The sequence below is a fragment of the Bacillus sp. 01N45 genome (assembly GCF_056399205.1).
Genome location: NZ_JBFTQW010000028.1, coordinates 1 through 14990, shown reverse-complemented (window position 1 = coordinate 14990; position 14990 = coordinate 1). Strand labels below are relative to the sequence as shown.

16 protein-coding genes, 1 tRNA gene, 1 rRNA gene, 1 other RNA gene and 1 other annotated feature are annotated in these 14990 nt (G+C 37.0%); of the genes, 15 read left to right on the top strand and 4 right to left on the bottom strand.

All coding sequences use genetic code 11. The features are described 5' to 3' along the window. The first annotated feature begins 31 nt into the window (after window positions 1-31). Window positions 32-147, top strand: a 5S ribosomal RNA gene (gene rrf, locus AC1DMU_RS29250). 34 nt (window positions 148-181) lie between these two features. Here the strand turns inward: rrf and AC1DMU_RS29245 are convergent. After that, window positions 182-1183, bottom strand: a complete 1002-nt coding sequence (locus AC1DMU_RS29245) for a YaaC family protein (protein WP_088061445.1) — start codon at window positions 1181-1183, stop codon at window positions 182-184. Between the two features lie 115 nt (window positions 1184-1298). Here AC1DMU_RS29245 and guaB point away from each other — a divergent pair, with 115 nt between their 5' ends. From guaB to AC1DMU_RS29210, 7 genes are all read left to right on the top strand, one after another. Next, window positions 1299-2762: an IMP dehydrogenase gene (gene guaB, locus AC1DMU_RS29240; protein ID WP_000264076.1), complete on the top strand. Its 1464-nt coding sequence runs from the start codon at window positions 1299-1301 to the stop codon at window positions 2760-2762. A gap of 113 nt (window positions 2763-2875) precedes the next feature. Next, the gene (dacA, locus tag AC1DMU_RS29235) at window positions 2876-4183 is read left to right on the top strand and encodes a D-alanyl-D-alanine carboxypeptidase DacA (protein WP_137011318.1); all 1308 of its coding nucleotides are present in this window, start codon (window positions 2876-2878) and stop codon (window positions 4181-4183) included. A 161-nt stretch (window positions 4184-4344) separates the two neighbouring features. Beyond that, window positions 4345-5232, top strand: coding sequence for a pyridoxal 5'-phosphate synthase lyase subunit PdxS (pdxS, locus tag AC1DMU_RS29230; protein ID WP_088061447.1), 888 nt, complete (start codon window positions 4345-4347; stop codon window positions 5230-5232). An 18-nt stretch (window positions 5233-5250) separates the two neighbouring features. Continuing rightward, a complete protein-coding gene (gene pdxT, locus AC1DMU_RS29225) occupies window positions 5251-5841 on the top strand; it encodes a pyridoxal 5'-phosphate synthase glutaminase subunit PdxT (protein ID WP_000238772.1) in 591 nt (196 codons plus the stop codon). Between the two features lie 54 nt (window positions 5842-5895). After that, window positions 5896-6117: a binding site (T-box leader), on the top strand. Window positions 6118-6168: 51 nt separating this feature from the next. Next, window positions 6169-7443: a serine--tRNA ligase gene (serS, locus tag AC1DMU_RS29220; RefSeq protein WP_048543009.1), complete on the top strand. Its 1275-nt coding sequence runs from the start codon at window positions 6169-6171 to the stop codon at window positions 7441-7443. Between the two features lie 156 nt (window positions 7444-7599). Beyond that, a tRNA-Ser gene (locus tag AC1DMU_RS29215) sits at window positions 7600-7692 on the top strand. Between the two features lie 166 nt (window positions 7693-7858). Then, the gene (locus AC1DMU_RS29210) at window positions 7859-8251 is read left to right on the top strand and encodes a sigma factor-like helix-turn-helix DNA-binding protein (RefSeq protein ID WP_000364198.1); all 393 of its coding nucleotides are present in this window, start codon (window positions 7859-7861) and stop codon (window positions 8249-8251) included. A gap of 35 nt (window positions 8252-8286) precedes the next feature. Here AC1DMU_RS29210 and AC1DMU_RS29205 read toward each other — a convergent pair whose 3' ends face one another. The 3 genes from AC1DMU_RS29205 to AC1DMU_RS29195 all read right to left on the bottom strand — a co-directional run bounded on the left by AC1DMU_RS29205 (window position 8287) and on the right by AC1DMU_RS29195 (window position 10258). Beyond that, entirely contained in the window at window positions 8287-8955 is a 669-nt protein-coding gene (locus AC1DMU_RS29205) for a deoxynucleoside kinase (protein WP_001053583.1), read from the bottom strand. Window positions 8956-8957: 2 nt separating this feature from the next. Then, a complete protein-coding gene (locus tag AC1DMU_RS29200; RefSeq protein ID WP_088061449.1) occupies window positions 8958-9593 on the bottom strand; it encodes a deoxynucleoside kinase in 636 nt (211 codons plus the stop codon). Window positions 9594-9718: 125 nt separating this feature from the next. Then, the gene (locus AC1DMU_RS29195; protein WP_000798743.1) at window positions 9719-10258 is read right to left on the bottom strand and encodes a cysteine hydrolase family protein; all 540 of its coding nucleotides are present in this window, start codon (window positions 10256-10258) and stop codon (window positions 9719-9721) included. Window positions 10259-10365: 107 nt separating this feature from the next. On the opposite strand from AC1DMU_RS29195, the gene tadA reads away from it, so the two are divergent. The 7 genes from tadA (at window position 10366) to AC1DMU_RS29160 (ending at window position 14717) form a co-directional block, all read left to right on the top strand. After that, the gene (gene tadA, locus AC1DMU_RS29190) at window positions 10366-10866 is read left to right on the top strand and encodes a tRNA adenosine(34) deaminase TadA (protein ID WP_002108901.1); all 501 of its coding nucleotides are present in this window, start codon (window positions 10366-10368) and stop codon (window positions 10864-10866) included. An 80-nt stretch (window positions 10867-10946) separates the two neighbouring features. Further along, window positions 10947-11211, top strand: an RNA gene (gene ffs, locus AC1DMU_RS29185) — signal recognition particle sRNA large type. 132 nt (window positions 11212-11343) lie between these two features. Further along, window positions 11344-13032, top strand: coding sequence for a DNA polymerase III subunit gamma/tau (dnaX, locus tag AC1DMU_RS29180; RefSeq protein ID WP_000121581.1), 1689 nt, complete (start codon window positions 11344-11346; stop codon window positions 13030-13032). 25 nt (window positions 13033-13057) lie between these two features. Further along, on the top strand, window positions 13058-13384 hold the full coding sequence (locus AC1DMU_RS29175; protein ID WP_170771173.1) for a YbaB/EbfC family nucleoid-associated protein: 327 nt from the start codon (window positions 13058-13060) through the stop codon (window positions 13382-13384). 14 nt (window positions 13385-13398) lie between these two features. Continuing rightward, window positions 13399-13995, top strand: a complete 597-nt coding sequence (gene recR / locus AC1DMU_RS29170) for a recombination protein RecR (RefSeq protein WP_000559168.1) — start codon at window positions 13399-13401, stop codon at window positions 13993-13995. Window positions 13996-14009: 14 nt separating this feature from the next. Continuing rightward, a complete protein-coding gene (locus AC1DMU_RS29165; RefSeq protein ID WP_000466020.1) occupies window positions 14010-14231 on the top strand; it encodes a YaaL family protein in 222 nt (73 codons plus the stop codon). A gap of 216 nt (window positions 14232-14447) precedes the next feature. Next, entirely contained in the window at window positions 14448-14717 is a 270-nt protein-coding gene (locus AC1DMU_RS29160; protein WP_001089486.1) for a pro-sigmaK processing inhibitor BofA family protein, read from the top strand. The last annotated feature ends 273 nt before the right edge of the window (window positions 14718-14990 follow it).

Here is a 14990-nt window from a genome sequence, read left to right as displayed (position 1 = left end):
TATCTAGTTTTGAAGGAATATGCCTTCATAGTTTGGTGATGATGGCAGAGAGGTCACACCCGTTCCCATACCGAACACGGAAGTTAAGCTCTCTAGCGCCGATGGTAGTTGGGACCTTGTCCCTGTGAGAGTAGGACGTCGCCAAGCAATTAAAAACACAAGTCTTTTGACTTGTGTTTTTTTATTTCCCATGAAATAGGCTCGGTTCTGTTAGTAAAAAAGACGAAATATAGTAAGGGATTTTTTGAGCAGAAATAGTAAGAAATTGATAAATAAATGGATAATCTTCAGAGCCATAGCTCCCAAGTAAATCATACCACCAATCTGTTTCGTATCTAGAAATCATACTTAAATTGTAGAGCAATAAATAATGAACAAGAAGTTCAGGTAATACTGGTTTAGGATTTCTCGGGTCAATTGGAATTGGTAAGTAATAAGTATCAGCAAGATATTCGTAGTATAAAGGCGTACTATATATAGGGTTCCACGACTGGATAGGAGCTGTAAAAAGCAGATTCGATCCGCTCGTTTTCCCAGGAACATGTTGTATGGATAAATGCTTACAAGTTGATTCAATGTAACGTGAAAATCTTTCTGTAGTCATATGGAGTCGATCTAGTATGTTGACCGAAAAGGAAAGTTCATTTGTATTTGTTGAATCGATTTTATATAAAGTGGCCCCCCTTTGACTATAGCGAAATAAATTTTGTAATTCGGGAATATTTCCCATTAGATCTAGCATGTTAAACTTCTCTGCTTCTAAGTGTTTCATGTGAAACAGCTGTTCTGCAATATGAGTAAATAATCCATTTTTTTGCACCTTCACCTCATCTTCTAAAAATTGATACCCCTGTTTTTTTCGTTTACGAGTCGTAACACCATGAGCTAAAACAGTAGTGGATTCTGGATAGTTAGGATCAATAGTTAGTAAGCAGGCTTTAAAAAGTTGGCTCATTCCATAAAACAATAACATTGGCTGAATCGAAAAGGGGGCTACCTTATATAATTCATAATAGTTTTTCCCGTGTTCTAAGTAATAAATAAAGGGATAACAATTTTCGAAACTTTTTTTTTCAGCATCTTGTATGGAGGATTTTTCATAGCAACGGGCAAGATAACGTTGTACATTTTGAGATGAAAAGAAGAAACTTAATTGCTGCCAAGTACAATGTGTTTGATGCATATATTACGCTCCTTTTATTGTCTAAAAATTCTAACATATATATACGTCCTTGACAGTATTTTAACCAATTGATAAGCTACTAATAATAATTTCTGGTATCATGGGGGGAACAATTATGTGGGAATCTAAATTTGTTAAAGAAGGTTTGACTTTTGATGACGTATTACTTGTACCAGCAAAGTCAGATGTACTACCAAGAGAAGTAAGTGTTAAAACAGTTTTATCTGAAAGCTTACAGTTAAATATCCCGTTAATTAGTGCAGGAATGGATACAGTAACAGAAGCTGATATGGCTATTGCAATGGCTCGTCAAGGCGGTTTAGGAATTATTCATAAAAACATGTCTATTGAACAACAAGCGGAGCAAGTTGATAAAGTAAAACGTTCTGAAAGTGGCGTTATTTCAGATCCTTTCTTTTTAACTCCAGAACATCAAGTGTATGATGCAGAGCATCTTATGGGAAAATACCGTATCTCAGGTGTACCGGTTGTAAATAATTTAGACGAGCGAAAATTAGTTGGTATTATTACAAACCGTGATATGCGTTTTATCCAAGACTACTCAATCAAAATTTCCGACGTAATGACAAAAGAAAAGCTAATTACAGCTCCAGTTGGTACAACGCTGGAAGAAGCTGAAAAGATCCTACAAAAGTACAAAATTGAAAAACTCCCTCTCGTTGATAACAACGGTGTATTACAAGGGCTTATTACAATAAAAGATATTGAAAAAGTAATTGAATTCCCAAATTCTGCGAAGGATAAGCAAGGACGCTTATTAGTTGGAGCAGCGGTTGGTGTAACGGCTGATGCTATGCTTCGTATCGACGCATTAGTAAAAGCTAGCGTAGATGCAATCGTACTTGATACAGCTCATGGACATTCTCAAGGTGTTATTGATAAAGTGAAAGAAGTTCGTGCGAAATATCCATCACTAAATATTATCGCTGGAAATGTTGCTACTGCTGAAGCAACGAAAGCATTAATTGAAGCAGGTGCAAACGTAGTTAAAGTTGGTATTGGACCAGGCTCTATTTGTACGACACGCGTTGTAGCTGGCGTGGGTGTACCACAATTAACAGCAGTTTATGATTGTGCAACAGAAGCTCGTAAACACGGTATTCCAGTTATTGCTGATGGTGGTGTTAAGTACTCTGGTGACATGGTAAAAGCTTTAGCAGCAGGAGCACACGTTGTTATGCTAGGTAGTATGTTTGCTGGTGTTGCTGAAAGCCCTGGAGAAACTGAAATTTATCAAGGTCGTCAATTTAAAGTATATCGTGGTATGGGTTCTGTCGGAGCGATGGAAAAAGGAAGTAAAGACCGTTACTTCCAAGAAGGAAATAAAAAACTTGTTCCAGAAGGTATTGAAGGTCGAGTACCATATAAAGGACCTTTAGCCGATACAGTTCATCAATTAGTTGGTGGATTACGTGCCGGTATGGGATATTGCGGAGCTCAGAATTTAGAATTCTTACGTGAGAATGCACAATTCATTCGTATGTCAGGTGCTGGTTTACGTGAAAGCCACCCTCATCACGTACAAATTACAAAAGAGGCTCCAAACTACTCATTGTAATGTCTTATATACAAATAGACGGAGATTTGATATCTCTGTCTATTTTTTTTTGATTATGTTAGAATAACGGTTATGTGAGTACATAGATATTGGGGGTAGCAAAAGTGAAAGGTATGTTTTGCAAAAGATTCATTGCTTTAGTAACAATGCTTACACTAGCTTGTAGTATGTTGTTACCATATAGCAATGCATCAGCAGAAACAGGAGCTGCTTTAAACATTGAAGCAGGTGCAGCAATTTTAGTTGAAGCGAATTCTGGGAAAATTTTATATCAAAAGAATGCAGATGAATTATTATCAATTGCTAGTATGACAAAGATGATGAGTGAATATTTAGTTCATGAAGCAGTGGATAAAGGAAAACTTAAGTGGGATCAAAAAATTAAGGTTTCTGAATATGCGTATAAAGTTTCACAAGATGCTTCTTTATCAAATGTTGCATTAGAAAAAGGTGGCATTTATACAGTAAAAGAGTTATATGAAGCAATGGCAATCTTTTCTGCAAATGGTGCAACAATTGCATTAGCAGAAGCAATTGCAGGTAAAGAAGTAGACTTCGTAAAAATGATGAATGATAAATCGAAAGAACTAGGGTTGAAAAATTATAAATTTGTCAATTCTACAGGTTTAACGAATAAAGATTTAAAGGGAATGCATCCTGAAGGAACAACAGCGGATGAAGAAAATAAAATGTCTGCAAAGGATGTTGCAACTTTAGCACAACATTTAATTAAAGATTATCCAAAAGTGTTAGATACAGCAAAAATCCCGAAAAAAGAATTCCGTCCAGAAAAAGAGAAGTTTGCAATGTCGAACTGGAACTGGATGTTAAAGGGCTTAGTGAAAGAATATGATGGCGTAGATGGCCTGAAAACAGGCTCGACTCCAGAAGCAGGGGATTGCTTCACTGGTACGGTTGAAAGAAACGGAATGCGTTTTATTTCTGTAGTTATTAAAACAAGTTCTCATACAGCACGTTTTGATGAAACAAAGAAGCTATATGATTATGGATTTGCTAACTTTGAAATGAAGCAAATGTATAAAAAAGATTCTTCAGTAAAAGGACAAGAAACAGTACGAGTAGAAAATGCTAAAGATAAAGATGTAGCAGTTCAAACAAAACAAGCTGTTTCACTTCCGGTGCCAAAAGGAAGTAAAGATGTTTATAAAACAGAATTAAAAGAAGCAAATAAGGGACAAGAAGCACCTATTAAAAAGGGAGCTGCACTTGGCCAAATGGTAATCACACCAAAAGATGCGAATGATCCTGGATTTTTATCTGGTAAGTCATTACAAATAGATCTTGTAACAACGTCTGCAGTAGAGGAAGCGAATTGGTTTACTCGCTCTATGCGCGGAATTGGTTCTTTCTTTAGTGGTATATGGAATAGTGCTGTTGATACAGTAAAAGGTTGGTTTTAAAAGCTCCTCATTGTAGGGGCTTTTTCTTATTCCTATTTTTCATACCGACTTTATGAAAAAGTAGTAGACAAGCATCTGATAGTTAGTGGTAGAATGTAAGAGTATTCTTAATTTTCGCCTTTAACGGGGAAAAGCAATTCACCTAGGGGGGTTTTTGTAACATGACAAATGTAACAGGGACAGAACGTGTAAAACGTGGAATGGCAGAAATGCAAAAAGGCGGCGTTATTATGGACGTAATTAACGCTGAACAAGCAAAAATTGCAGAAGAGGCAGGCGCAGTTGCTGTTATGGCACTAGAGCGTGTACCAGCAGATATTCGTGCAGCAGGTGGCGTTTCTCGTATGGCAGACCCAACAATCGTTGAAGAAGTTATGGGCGCTGTTTCAATTCCGGTTATGGCAAAATGCCGTATCGGTCATCTTGTAGAAGCACGTGTATTAGAATCATTAGGGGTAGACTATATCGATGAGAGTGAAGTATTAACTCCTGCTGATGAAGTATACCATTTAAATAAACGTGATTACACAGTTCCGTTTGTATGTGGTTGCCGTGATATCGGAGAAGCTGCACGTCGTATTGCAGAAGGTGCATCTATGCTTCGTACAAAAGGTGAACCAGGAACAGGAAACATTGTAGAGGCAGTGCGTCATATGCGCCAAGTCAATGCAGAAATCCGTCAAGTTGCAAGTCTACGTGAAGATGAGTTAATGACATATGCAAAAAATACTGGTGCTCCTTATGAAGTACTACTTGAAATTAAACGCCTTAGTCGTTTGCCAGTTGTAAACTTCGCAGCAGGTGGTGTAGCAACACCAGCAGATGCAGCGTTAATGATGCAACTTGGTGCAGATGGTGTATTTGTTGGATCTGGTATCTTCAAATCAGAGAATCCAGAGAAATTTGCACGCGCAATCGTTGAAGCGACGACTCATTATGAGGATTACGAACTAATTGCAAGCCTTTCTAAAGGATTAGGTAATGCGATGAAAGGTATCGAAATTTCAACGTTATTACCAGAACAACGTATGCAAGAGCGTGGATGGTAATTGAAGGAGAACTTTAAAATGGTGAAAATCGGTGTACTAGGTCTTCAAGGTGCAGTTCGTGAGCATATAAAATCAGTTGAAGCAAGTGGTGCAGAAGCTGTTGTTGTAAAGCGTATAGAGCAACTTGAAGAGATTGATGGTCTTATTTTACCAGGCGGTGAAAGTACAACAATGCGCCGTCTTATTGATAAGTATGCTTTCATGGAACCACTTCGTACATTCGCGAAGTCTGGTAAACCAATGTTTGGTACATGTGCAGGTATGATTCTTCTTGCAAAAACACTTATTGGCTATGAAGAAGCACATATTGGTGCTATGGATATTACAGTAGAGCGCAATGCGTTCGGACGCCAAAAAGATAGCTTTGAAGCCGCACTGTCAATTAAAGGTGTAGGAGAAGAATTTATTGGTGTATTTATTCGTGCTCCGTATGTTGTAAATGTAGCTGATGATGTTGAAGTACTTTCCACACATGGTGATCGAATGGTAGCAGTAAAACAAAATCAGTTTTTAGCTGCTTCATTCCATCCAGAATTAACGGATGATCATCGTGTGACAGCATACTTTGTAGAAATGGTAAAAGAAGCGAAAATGAAAAAAGTTGTATAAGTAACTTGCAACTTGTATAAGATTATAGTAAATTGATGGTAACAATTTTATAAAATAAGCGTGTTGATAGGAAGTAGTAACAAATGCCGTTTCTTATAGAGAGTCGATGGTTGGTGGAAATCGATAGAAACAGTTTGTGAATCCATCCTGGAATGGAATGTGGAATATCTTTATGATTAGTAAACATTCCCGGTGAAGAGCCGTTATTTCTACTTGAGAGGAAAGCGGTAATGCTTTCAACTAGGGTGGCAACGCGGGTTAACTCCCGTCCCTTTATATAGGGACGGGAGTTTTTTGTGTTTTATAAAATAAAAGGAGGAGTATATAATGCTTGATATTAAATTTTTACGTACAAATTTTGAAGAAGTAAAAGCAAAGTTACAGCATAGAGGCGAAGATTTAACTGATTTTGGTCGTTTTGAAGAGCTGGATACGAGAAGAAGAGAATTACTTGTTCAAACAGAGGAATTAAAAAGTAAACGTAACGAAGTATCTCAACAAATCTCTGTATTGAAGCGTGAAAAGAAAGATGCAGAAGCTCTAATTCTAGAAATGCGTGAAGTTGGAGAAAAAGTAAAAGATCTTGATAATGAACTTCGTACAGTTGAAGAAGATTTAGAAAGATTAATGTTATCTATTCCAAATATACCTCATGAATCTGCTCCAATTGGTGAAACAGAGGATGATAATGTAGTAGCACGTAATTGGGGAGAAGTGAAAGAATTTGCTTTTGAACCAAAACCACATTGGGATCTTGCTACAGATTTAGGAATTTTAGATTTTGAGCGTGCTGGGAAGGTAACAGGAAGCCGCTTCGTATTCTATAAAGGTGCTGGCGCGAGATTAGAGCGTGCTTTAATTAGCTTTATGCTTGATCTTCATACTGACGAGCATGGATACGAAGAAGTATTACCTCCGTATATGGTAAACCGTGCAAGTATGACAGGAACAGGACAACTTCCGAAATTTGAAGAAGATGCATTCCGTATTGAAAGTGAAGATTACTTCTTAATTCCAACAGCTGAAGTACCTGTAACGAACATGCACCGTGATGAAATCTTAAATAAAGAGCAACTGCCTATACGATATGCTGCATTTAGCTCTTGTTTCCGTTCTGAAGCGGGTTCAGCTGGCCGTGATACACGTGGCTTAATTCGTCAGCATCAGTTCAATAAAGTAGAGCTTGTAAAGTTCGTAAAACCAGAAGATTCTTATGAAGAGTTAGAAAAACTAACAAATGATGCAGAACGCGTGTTACAATTATTAGAGTTGCCATATCGCGTTATGAGCATGTGCACAGGCGATTTAGGATTTACAGCAGCGAAGAAATACGATATCGAAGTATGGATTCCAAGCTATGGCACATATCGTGAGATTTCTTCTTGTAGTAATTTTGAGGCTTTCCAAGCGAGACGTGCAAATATCCGTTTCCGTCGTGAGCCAAACGGCAAACCAGAACATGTTCATACATTAAATGGATCTGGTCTTGCAATTGGACGTACGGTGGCAGCTATTTTAGAGAACTATCAACAAGAAGATGGTACAATTATAATTCCAGAAGTTCTTCGCCCTTATATGGGAGGAAAAACAGTTATTAAGTAAATTTATAAACATTCATCGGTATGAGTGATTGGTAATTATGAGCGTTGTCAGTACTATAATGTAGGAGAGGAAAAGTAAAATTTTCCTTTCCTCATAATTTATTTTAGTAGGGTTGACTAACTGTTTTTCTTTTGATATTATATTTGATGTCAATATGGAGGTATACCCAAGTCTGGCTGAAGGGATCGGTCTTGAAAACCGACAGGCGGCGAGAGTCGCGCGGGGGTTCGAATCCCTCTACCTCCTCCAGATATAATTGACAACAGCGCATATAAGTGGAGATTGGAGAACTCGTTACCAACACGTAACGAGTTTTTATTTTAAAACCAATCATAAAGTATGGTGTAAGGCGATTTTGTCCTTATTACACACTCATATTCCGATGATTATCTTCATAGATATGAAAGGAGTCAACATGGATCTTATTATACAAACGTTTCCTTTAGATGGAAAAACTTTATATTATGTACAATGTCCTGTCTGTAAGAACAATAGAATTTTAAACAGTGGTGCAAATGTGTCACGCATTATAAGCGATGATACATTCCGTAAACTTTGTGGTTGCACTTGTGATGTAAAGCAAACTGCGACAAAAGTAGAGGCGCCAAAAAAAGTTGAAAAAGCAGCTGTAAAGAAAGAAGCAGCTCCAAAACGTACAGGTAAAGTATTAACAGCAGTGATTAACGGGAAAGAAATGACTGTTAAAGAGATTGCTGAAACATACGATATTAGTACAAGTACTGTTCGTCAGCGTATTAACGCTGGAAAACCTGAGAGTGAAATTATTGCTCCGACAAAAAAGAAGTAATTTAATAGAAAAACCCGTGCGTATGCACGGGTTTTTTATTTTACAAGTTTACGTGTTTGTTTTAAAAAATGGCCAATTTTTTTAATGATTGGTTCGATTGAATCACCATCTTTTAAAATATCGTATTCATTAATGTTTAATCGTAAAACAGGGCATGCATTAAAGTTATTAATCCAGTTTTCGTAACGGCCATGCATCTCTTTCCAATACTCAATTGGTGTTTGTTGTTCCATCGGACGTCCGCGTTCTTGGATACGATCAACAATATCATCGAAAGAACCTTCTAAGTAAATTAATAAATCAGGATGAGGGAAGTAAGGAGTCATGACCATAGCGTCAAATAAACCTTTGTATGTTTCATAATCAGTTTCCGTCATTGTACCTTTTTCATGATGCATCTTTGCAAAAATTCCAGTGTCTTCATATATAGAGCGATCTTGAACAAAACCGCCACCGTATTCAAAAATTCTTTTTTGTTCTTTAAATCGTTCTGCTAAAAAGTACACTTGCAAGTGGAAGCTCCAGCGTGTGAAATCAGCATAGAACTTGTCCAAATACGGGTTCGAATCTACCTTTTCAAATGATGTGCGATAACCTAAAGCGTTAGCTAATGCAGTTGTCATAGTTGATTTTCCGACACCTACTGTTCCAGCAATAGTGATTACTGCGTCATTTGGTATATCATATTTTTGCCTTAAATTCATTGTTATTCCGACTCCTTTAAGAGAGTATTTTGAAGGGCGGATAGGATGACGTTTAAATCATCAGGATTTTTTACAAAATCCATATCGTCTCCGTTAAATTTTAATACTGGGATATCTGGATGATCTTTTTTAAAAGTCTCCATTGCTGTTTCGTAATCTTTTGTGAGCTGTAGTAAGTAATTTGGATCCATGTTTTTTTCGAATTCTCTTCCGCGCATCGCAATTCGTGTTTGTAATGTTTCCAAGCTAGCTGTTAAATAAACGATAACGTTTGGTACAGGCATATCTTGTGTAAGGATACGATAGATTTGCATGTACTTGTCATATTGAGAATTCTTTAATGTACGTGATGCGAAAATTAAATTTTTAAATATATGATAATCCGCTACTACTGGTTTCCTTTGATTCAAATACTTTATGTTAATATCTTCTAATTGTTTGTATCTATTACAAAGAAAGAACATCTCTGTTTGAAAACTCCATTCGTCGATGTCTTCATAGAATTTTCCTAAAAAAGGATTCTCATCAACAATTTCTTTTAGTAAGTGGAGTTGCATGTGAGTTGAAATTGCCTTCGCAAGTGAGGTTTTTCCAACACCAATTGGTCCTTCAACCGTGATAAATGGTACTCCGGTCACGCTGTTTCCTCCTTTCAATCAGTGATTTACCGTGACTACTAAAAACACAAAACAGAATTATTGTAGCACAGGAGGGAAGCGAGCGGGTTAATTTGATATAAAAAGTTAGAAAATAAATATATGTATTAATTAATTTTTATTTGAGATGACGGTACTATATTTGCTTTTAATGTGGCTTCCATTATTTTTAAAGCATGCAGATTATCCTGATCATGATTAGAGGCAATACAGTCCTGTGGTACATACAGTGTATAATTTCTCATATGAGCATCGTTAGCTGTAAAGAGGATACATATATTCCCGGCGACTCCTGTCAATATTAGATTTTCTATTTTTAAATAGCCTAATAAGGAATTTAAAGGTGTTTCATAAAAAGCAGAGTAATGTGGTTTAATAAAAATGTAATCATCAGTATTTGGAGCAATCTTATGAATGATATTTTCACTATACTCATTTGTACAATGAGTAATTAGTTGGTCAATATCAGATCTCCAAAGTTGATAATGGTCATTAACATAAATTATGGGGTAGCCAAAGGATTTCATTGTTTTCTTTAATTGTAAAATAGGGTTTGTTATAATTTCGCATTTTTTAGCCAGGGTGGGCCCGTGTGAAAATTGAAAATCATTAATCATATCGATAATGAGTAAGGCAGTATTCTTCATATGTAATCCCCTCTCTTTTTTATTAGGGTGGATTGAATTTGTAAAAGTTATCCCATGTGCAGTAAATGGAAAAAAGTGTATTTTATTTTAGGTGAAAGGACTATGGTATGGAACACGATCAAGATATTTATTTTATGCAGTTAGCAATAGAAGAGGCTAAAAAAGCAGAGGCAATACAAGAAGTACCGATTGGTGCAGTTATAGTGTTAGATGGTGAAGTAATTAGTGTTGCTCATAATTTAAGAGAAACTGAACAAAGATCAATAGCTCACGCTGAGTTATTAGCTATTGATGAGGCGTGCAAAAAATTAGGGACATGGCGTTTAGAAGATGCGACGTTATATGTAACATTAGAGCCTTGTCCGATGTGTGCGGGTGGAATTGTTTTATCACGAGTGAAGCGAGTTGTATATGGTGCAAGTGATCCGAAAGGTGGATGTGCAGGGACTTTGATGAATCTTTTAACGGATGAACGCTTTAATCATCAATGCGAGGTAGTTGCTGGTGTATTAGAAGAAGAATGCGGTACTTTGTTAACAAACTTTTTTAGAGAGCTTCGTAAAAAAAGAAAAGCGATAAAAAAATTAGAGAAAAGTAACGAGAATTAACGTATTTGCATTTTGTAAAAAAACAAGTTATACTGATAATGCCTTTTAATGAAGGCAACCGAATATTGGTTTTAACTTTGCCGTGCTAAGCGGGGAGGTAGCGGTGCCCTATACTCGCAATCCGCTCTAGCGAGGCCGAATCCCTTCTCGAGGTTATGCTGCTGTAAGGTCTGCCTTAAGTAAGTGGTGTTGACGTTTGGGTCCTGCGCAACGGGACCCCGTGAACCTTGTCAGGTCCGGAAGGAAGCAGCAATAAGCGGGTCTTCTCGTGTGCCGCAGGAGTGCCTGAACCGAGCTAACTGCTTGAGTAACGCTTATGGTACGTAATCGACAGAAGGTGCACGGCAGTTATATATGTATACAAAACTCACCTTAATACTAAGGTGGGTTTTTTGTATAGAAAATAACTTTTGGAATCTATAAACAGAATGGGTTATAATAAATAAGATAATAACCTTTGAGGGAGGCCGTATTTTCGTGTCATACCAAGCGTTATACCGAACATGGAGACCGCAAAAATTTGAAGATGTAGTTGGTCAAAAGCACGTGACAAAAACGTTGCAAAATGCCCTTCTTCAAGAGAAAGTTTCACATGCTTATTTATTTTCTGGGCCGAGGGGAACAGGAAAAACGACAATTGCAAAAGTATTTGCAAAAGCAATCAACTGTGAACATGCTCCGGTAGCTGAACCTTGTAATGAATGTCCTTCTTGTTTGGGGATTACACAAGGATCTATTTCAGATGTATTAGAAATTGATGCGGCTTCAAATAACGGTGTAGATGAAATTCGAGATATTAGAGATAAAGTAAAATATGCTCCAAGTGCTGTAGAATATAAAGTATACATTATTGATGAAGTCCACATGCTTTCTATGGGTGCCTTCAATGCGCTTTTAAAAACGTTAGAAGAGCCGCCAGGACACGTCATCTTTATTTTGGCGACAACAGAACCGCATAAGATTCCGCCTACAATCATTTCACGTTGCCAGCGTTTTGAATTTCGAAAAATATCAGTAAATGATATTGTTGAGAGATTATCGACGGTTGTGACGAATGAAGGTACGCAAGTAGAAGATGAGGCGTTACAAATTGTTGCACGTGCCGCTGAAGGTGGTATGCGTGATGCGCTTAGTCTTATTGATCAGGCAATATCTTATAGTGATGAGACAGTTACGACAGAAGATGTATTAGCTGTGACAGGTTCTGTTTCCCAGCAATACTTAGGTAACTTAGTAGAATGTATACGTGAAAATGATGTATCAAGAGCATTACGTATCATAGATGAGATGATGGGTAAAGGGAAAGATCCAGTTCGTTTTATGGAGGATTTCATTTACTATTATCGCGATATGCTTTTATATCAAACCTCACCACAACTGGAACATATGTTGGAACGAGTAATGGTAGATGAGCAATTCCGGATGTTAAGTGAAGAAATGCAACCGGAAGTAATCTATGAAATCATTCATACGCTTAGTAAGGGACAACAGGAAATGAAGTGGACAAATCATCCGCGAATTTTCTTAGAAGTTGTTATGGTACAACTGTGTCAACAGTTTATGATGCAAGCGAACGGTGCAGATCGTTTACAAGCAATTATGAACAGGATGCAGCAATTGGAGAAAGAGTTAGAACAAGTCAAAAAGAATGGTGTGCCGGCTGGTGTGCAGCAAGAAGTCAGAGAGACACGTGCAACACCAAAGCCAGTGCGTACAGGTAGTATGAAAATTCCTGTTGGACGTGTAAATGAAGTGTTAAAGCAAGCAAAGCGTCAGGATTTAGAACAATTAAAAGCTGTGTGGGGTGAGTTGTTAGGAAGACTCAAATCATACAACAAAGTAGCGTTTGCTGTTTTATTAGAAAATAGCGAACCGGTAGCGGCTTCGGATGATACTTACGTTTTAGCGTTTCAATATGAGATTCACTGTAAAATGGCAAGCGAGAACCGAGAAGCTATGGATACAGTGGAACAAGCCTTATTTGAACTGTTAAGTAAAAGATTAAATATGATTGCCATTCCAAAAAGTGAATGGGGTAAAATCCGTGAAGATTTTTTACAGCGTGAAGGCGAGAATTCTGAAGAAAGCCCAGAGAAAAAAGAAGATCCTCTTATAGAAGAGGCAGTAAAATTAGTAGGACAAGAACTTATTGAAATAAAAGAGTAATAATAATTAGGAGGAATTAATTATGATGCGTGGCGGAATGGGAAATATGAATAATATGATGAAACAAATGCAAAAGATGCAAAAAGATATGGCAAAAGCGCAAGAAGAACTTGGCGAAAAAACAGTTGAAGGTACAGCTGGCGGCGGTATGGTCACAGTTATTGCAAATGGTCATAAGCAAATTCTTGAAGTGAAAGTTAAAGAAGAAGTTGTAGATCCAGAAGATATCGAAATGTTACAAGACTTAGTGTTAGCTGCAACGAATGATGCACTTAAAAAAGCTGATGAACTTTCAAACTCTACAATGGGTAAATTTACAAAAGGCTTAAACTTACCAGGTGGAATGTTCTAGGAGGATACTGATATATGCATTATCCAGAACCGATATCGAAATTAATTGATAGTTTTATGAAGTTGCCAGGAATCGGACCGAAAACAGCGGTTCGATTGGCATTTTTCGTATTAGATATGAAAGAAGATGATGTGTTAGGTTTTGCAAAAGCACTTGTGAATGCGAAGCGAGATTTAGCGTATTGTTCTGTATGCGGACATATTACTGACCGCGATCCTTGTTATATTTGTAATGATTCGCATCGAGATCAGTCGATTGTTTGTGTTGTGCAGGAACCGAAAGATGTAATCGCAATGGAAAAGATGAAAGAGTATCAAGGTGTATATCATGTGTTACGTGGTGCGATTTCTCCAATGGAGGGAATTGGACCGGAAGACATTAATATCCCGCAACTTTTAAAGCGACTGCATGACGAAACGGTACAAGAAGTGATACTAGCAACAAATCCTAATATTGAAGGGGAAGCTACAGCGATGTATATATCCCGCCTCTTAAAGCCGACAGGTATTAAAGTAACTCGTATTGCACATGGTCTGCCAGTTGGTGGAGATTTAGAATATGCAGATGAAGTGACACTGTCGAAAGCGTTAGAAGGTCGTAGAGAAGTATAAGAGGAGAAACAAAAATGTTCTTTCAAAAAAAGGGTAAATTGCGTAAAGAGTATGATGATAAGCTAATTGTACTATTAGAAAAAGTGAAGAATGAATGGTTACGTCAGAAGAGAATGGTTGAACAAAGTGTGGAACCATCTCAAGATGTACTTTGTTCTTTGAAAATAGCAGAGGCGAAATATTTCTTCTTGTTAAAAGAAGCAAAACGTCGTCCTGTAAAAATGGAACAATGGTAAAAGGTTCTGCTGAAAAAGCAGAACCTTTTATTTTATTTATTAAATATTTAGTGGTTACTTCGTTTGGAAAGAAAGATTAATGGTTTTTATGAAGAAAGTGTTGCCGAATGAAGTTTAACAAGATAAAACAACTGGAGTTGTAGGGTAAATGTTCTTTTTTATCGCCTTGTCCCATACAAATAAATATGTATAGGTCACTTTCATAAGGAGGAAAAAATGAATTCTACAGTTGTTATTGTCGGTATTCTTACTTTAGTTTTTATCTTTCTTGTTTTTGGTGTTTCTTCTAAGCCGTTACGTTTTATAGGAAAAGCGCTCTTTCATGTTACTTTAGGGATAGCATTACTCTTTATCGTAAATGTTGTAGGGACATATTTTGATTTTCATATTCCAATTAACTTGGGAACCGCAACAATCACAAGTATATTAGGCCTACCTGGTGTTGCTGCATTAGTGGTTATTAAGCTTTATATCATGCCAAGATAAAATTATTTTGGCATTTTTTTAAAAAGTGTTGACGAACAAATGATTAATATGGTAAATTAATAAGCGTCGTCAGGAACGAAAGAAAAAAGTTGTTGACAGATTTAACGCAAAATGTTAAATTGTAAAAGTCGCTGAAACGCGATGTTGAACTTTGAAAACTAAACGAAACAAACAACGTGAAACGTCAATTTTTATTTTTAGATGCTAGACAAACTAACTTTATTGGAGAGTTTGATCCTGGCTCAGGATGAACGCTGGCGGCGTGCCTAATAC

What these genes read in the sequence shown, in the direction of transcription:
- AC1DMU_RS29165 (WP_000466020.1), top strand. Translation starts at nt 14,010, where the DNA reads ATGTTCTTTCAAAAAAAGGGTAAATTGCGTAAAGAGTATGATGATAAG.
- pdxS (WP_088061447.1), top strand. Translation starts at nt 4,345, where the DNA reads ATGACAAATGTAACAGGGACAGAACGTGTAAAACGTGGAATGGCAGAA.
- dacA (WP_137011318.1), top strand. Translation starts at nt 2,876, where the DNA reads ATGTTTTGCAAAAGATTCATTGCTTTAGTAACAATGCTTACACTAGCT.
- AC1DMU_RS29245 (WP_088061445.1), bottom strand. Translation starts at nt 1,183, where the DNA reads ATGCATCAAACACATTGTACTTGGCAGCAATTAAGTTTCTTCTTTTCA.
- AC1DMU_RS29160 (WP_001089486.1), top strand. Translation starts at nt 14,448, where the DNA reads ATGAATTCTACAGTTGTTATTGTCGGTATTCTTACTTTAGTTTTTATC.
- AC1DMU_RS29205 (WP_001053583.1), bottom strand. Translation starts at nt 8,955, where the DNA reads ATGAATTTAAGGCAAAAATATGATATACCAAATGACGCAGTAATCACT.
- AC1DMU_RS29195 (WP_000798743.1), bottom strand. Translation starts at nt 10,258, where the DNA reads ATGAAGAATACTGCCTTACTCATTATCGATATGATTAATGATTTTCAA.
- guaB (WP_000264076.1), top strand. Translation starts at nt 1,299, where the DNA reads ATGTGGGAATCTAAATTTGTTAAAGAAGGTTTGACTTTTGATGACGTA.
- AC1DMU_RS29175 (WP_170771173.1), top strand. Translation starts at nt 13,058, where the DNA reads ATGCGTGGCGGAATGGGAAATATGAATAATATGATGAAACAAATGCAA.
- serS (WP_048543009.1), top strand. Translation starts at nt 6,169, where the DNA reads ATGCTTGATATTAAATTTTTACGTACAAATTTTGAAGAAGTAAAAGCA.
- AC1DMU_RS29210 (WP_000364198.1), top strand. Translation starts at nt 7,859, where the DNA reads ATGGATCTTATTATACAAACGTTTCCTTTAGATGGAAAAACTTTATAT.
- tadA (WP_002108901.1), top strand. Translation starts at nt 10,366, where the DNA reads ATGGAACACGATCAAGATATTTATTTTATGCAGTTAGCAATAGAAGAG.
- pdxT (WP_000238772.1), top strand. Translation starts at nt 5,251, where the DNA reads ATGGTGAAAATCGGTGTACTAGGTCTTCAAGGTGCAGTTCGTGAGCAT.
- recR (WP_000559168.1), top strand. Translation starts at nt 13,399, where the DNA reads ATGCATTATCCAGAACCGATATCGAAATTAATTGATAGTTTTATGAAG.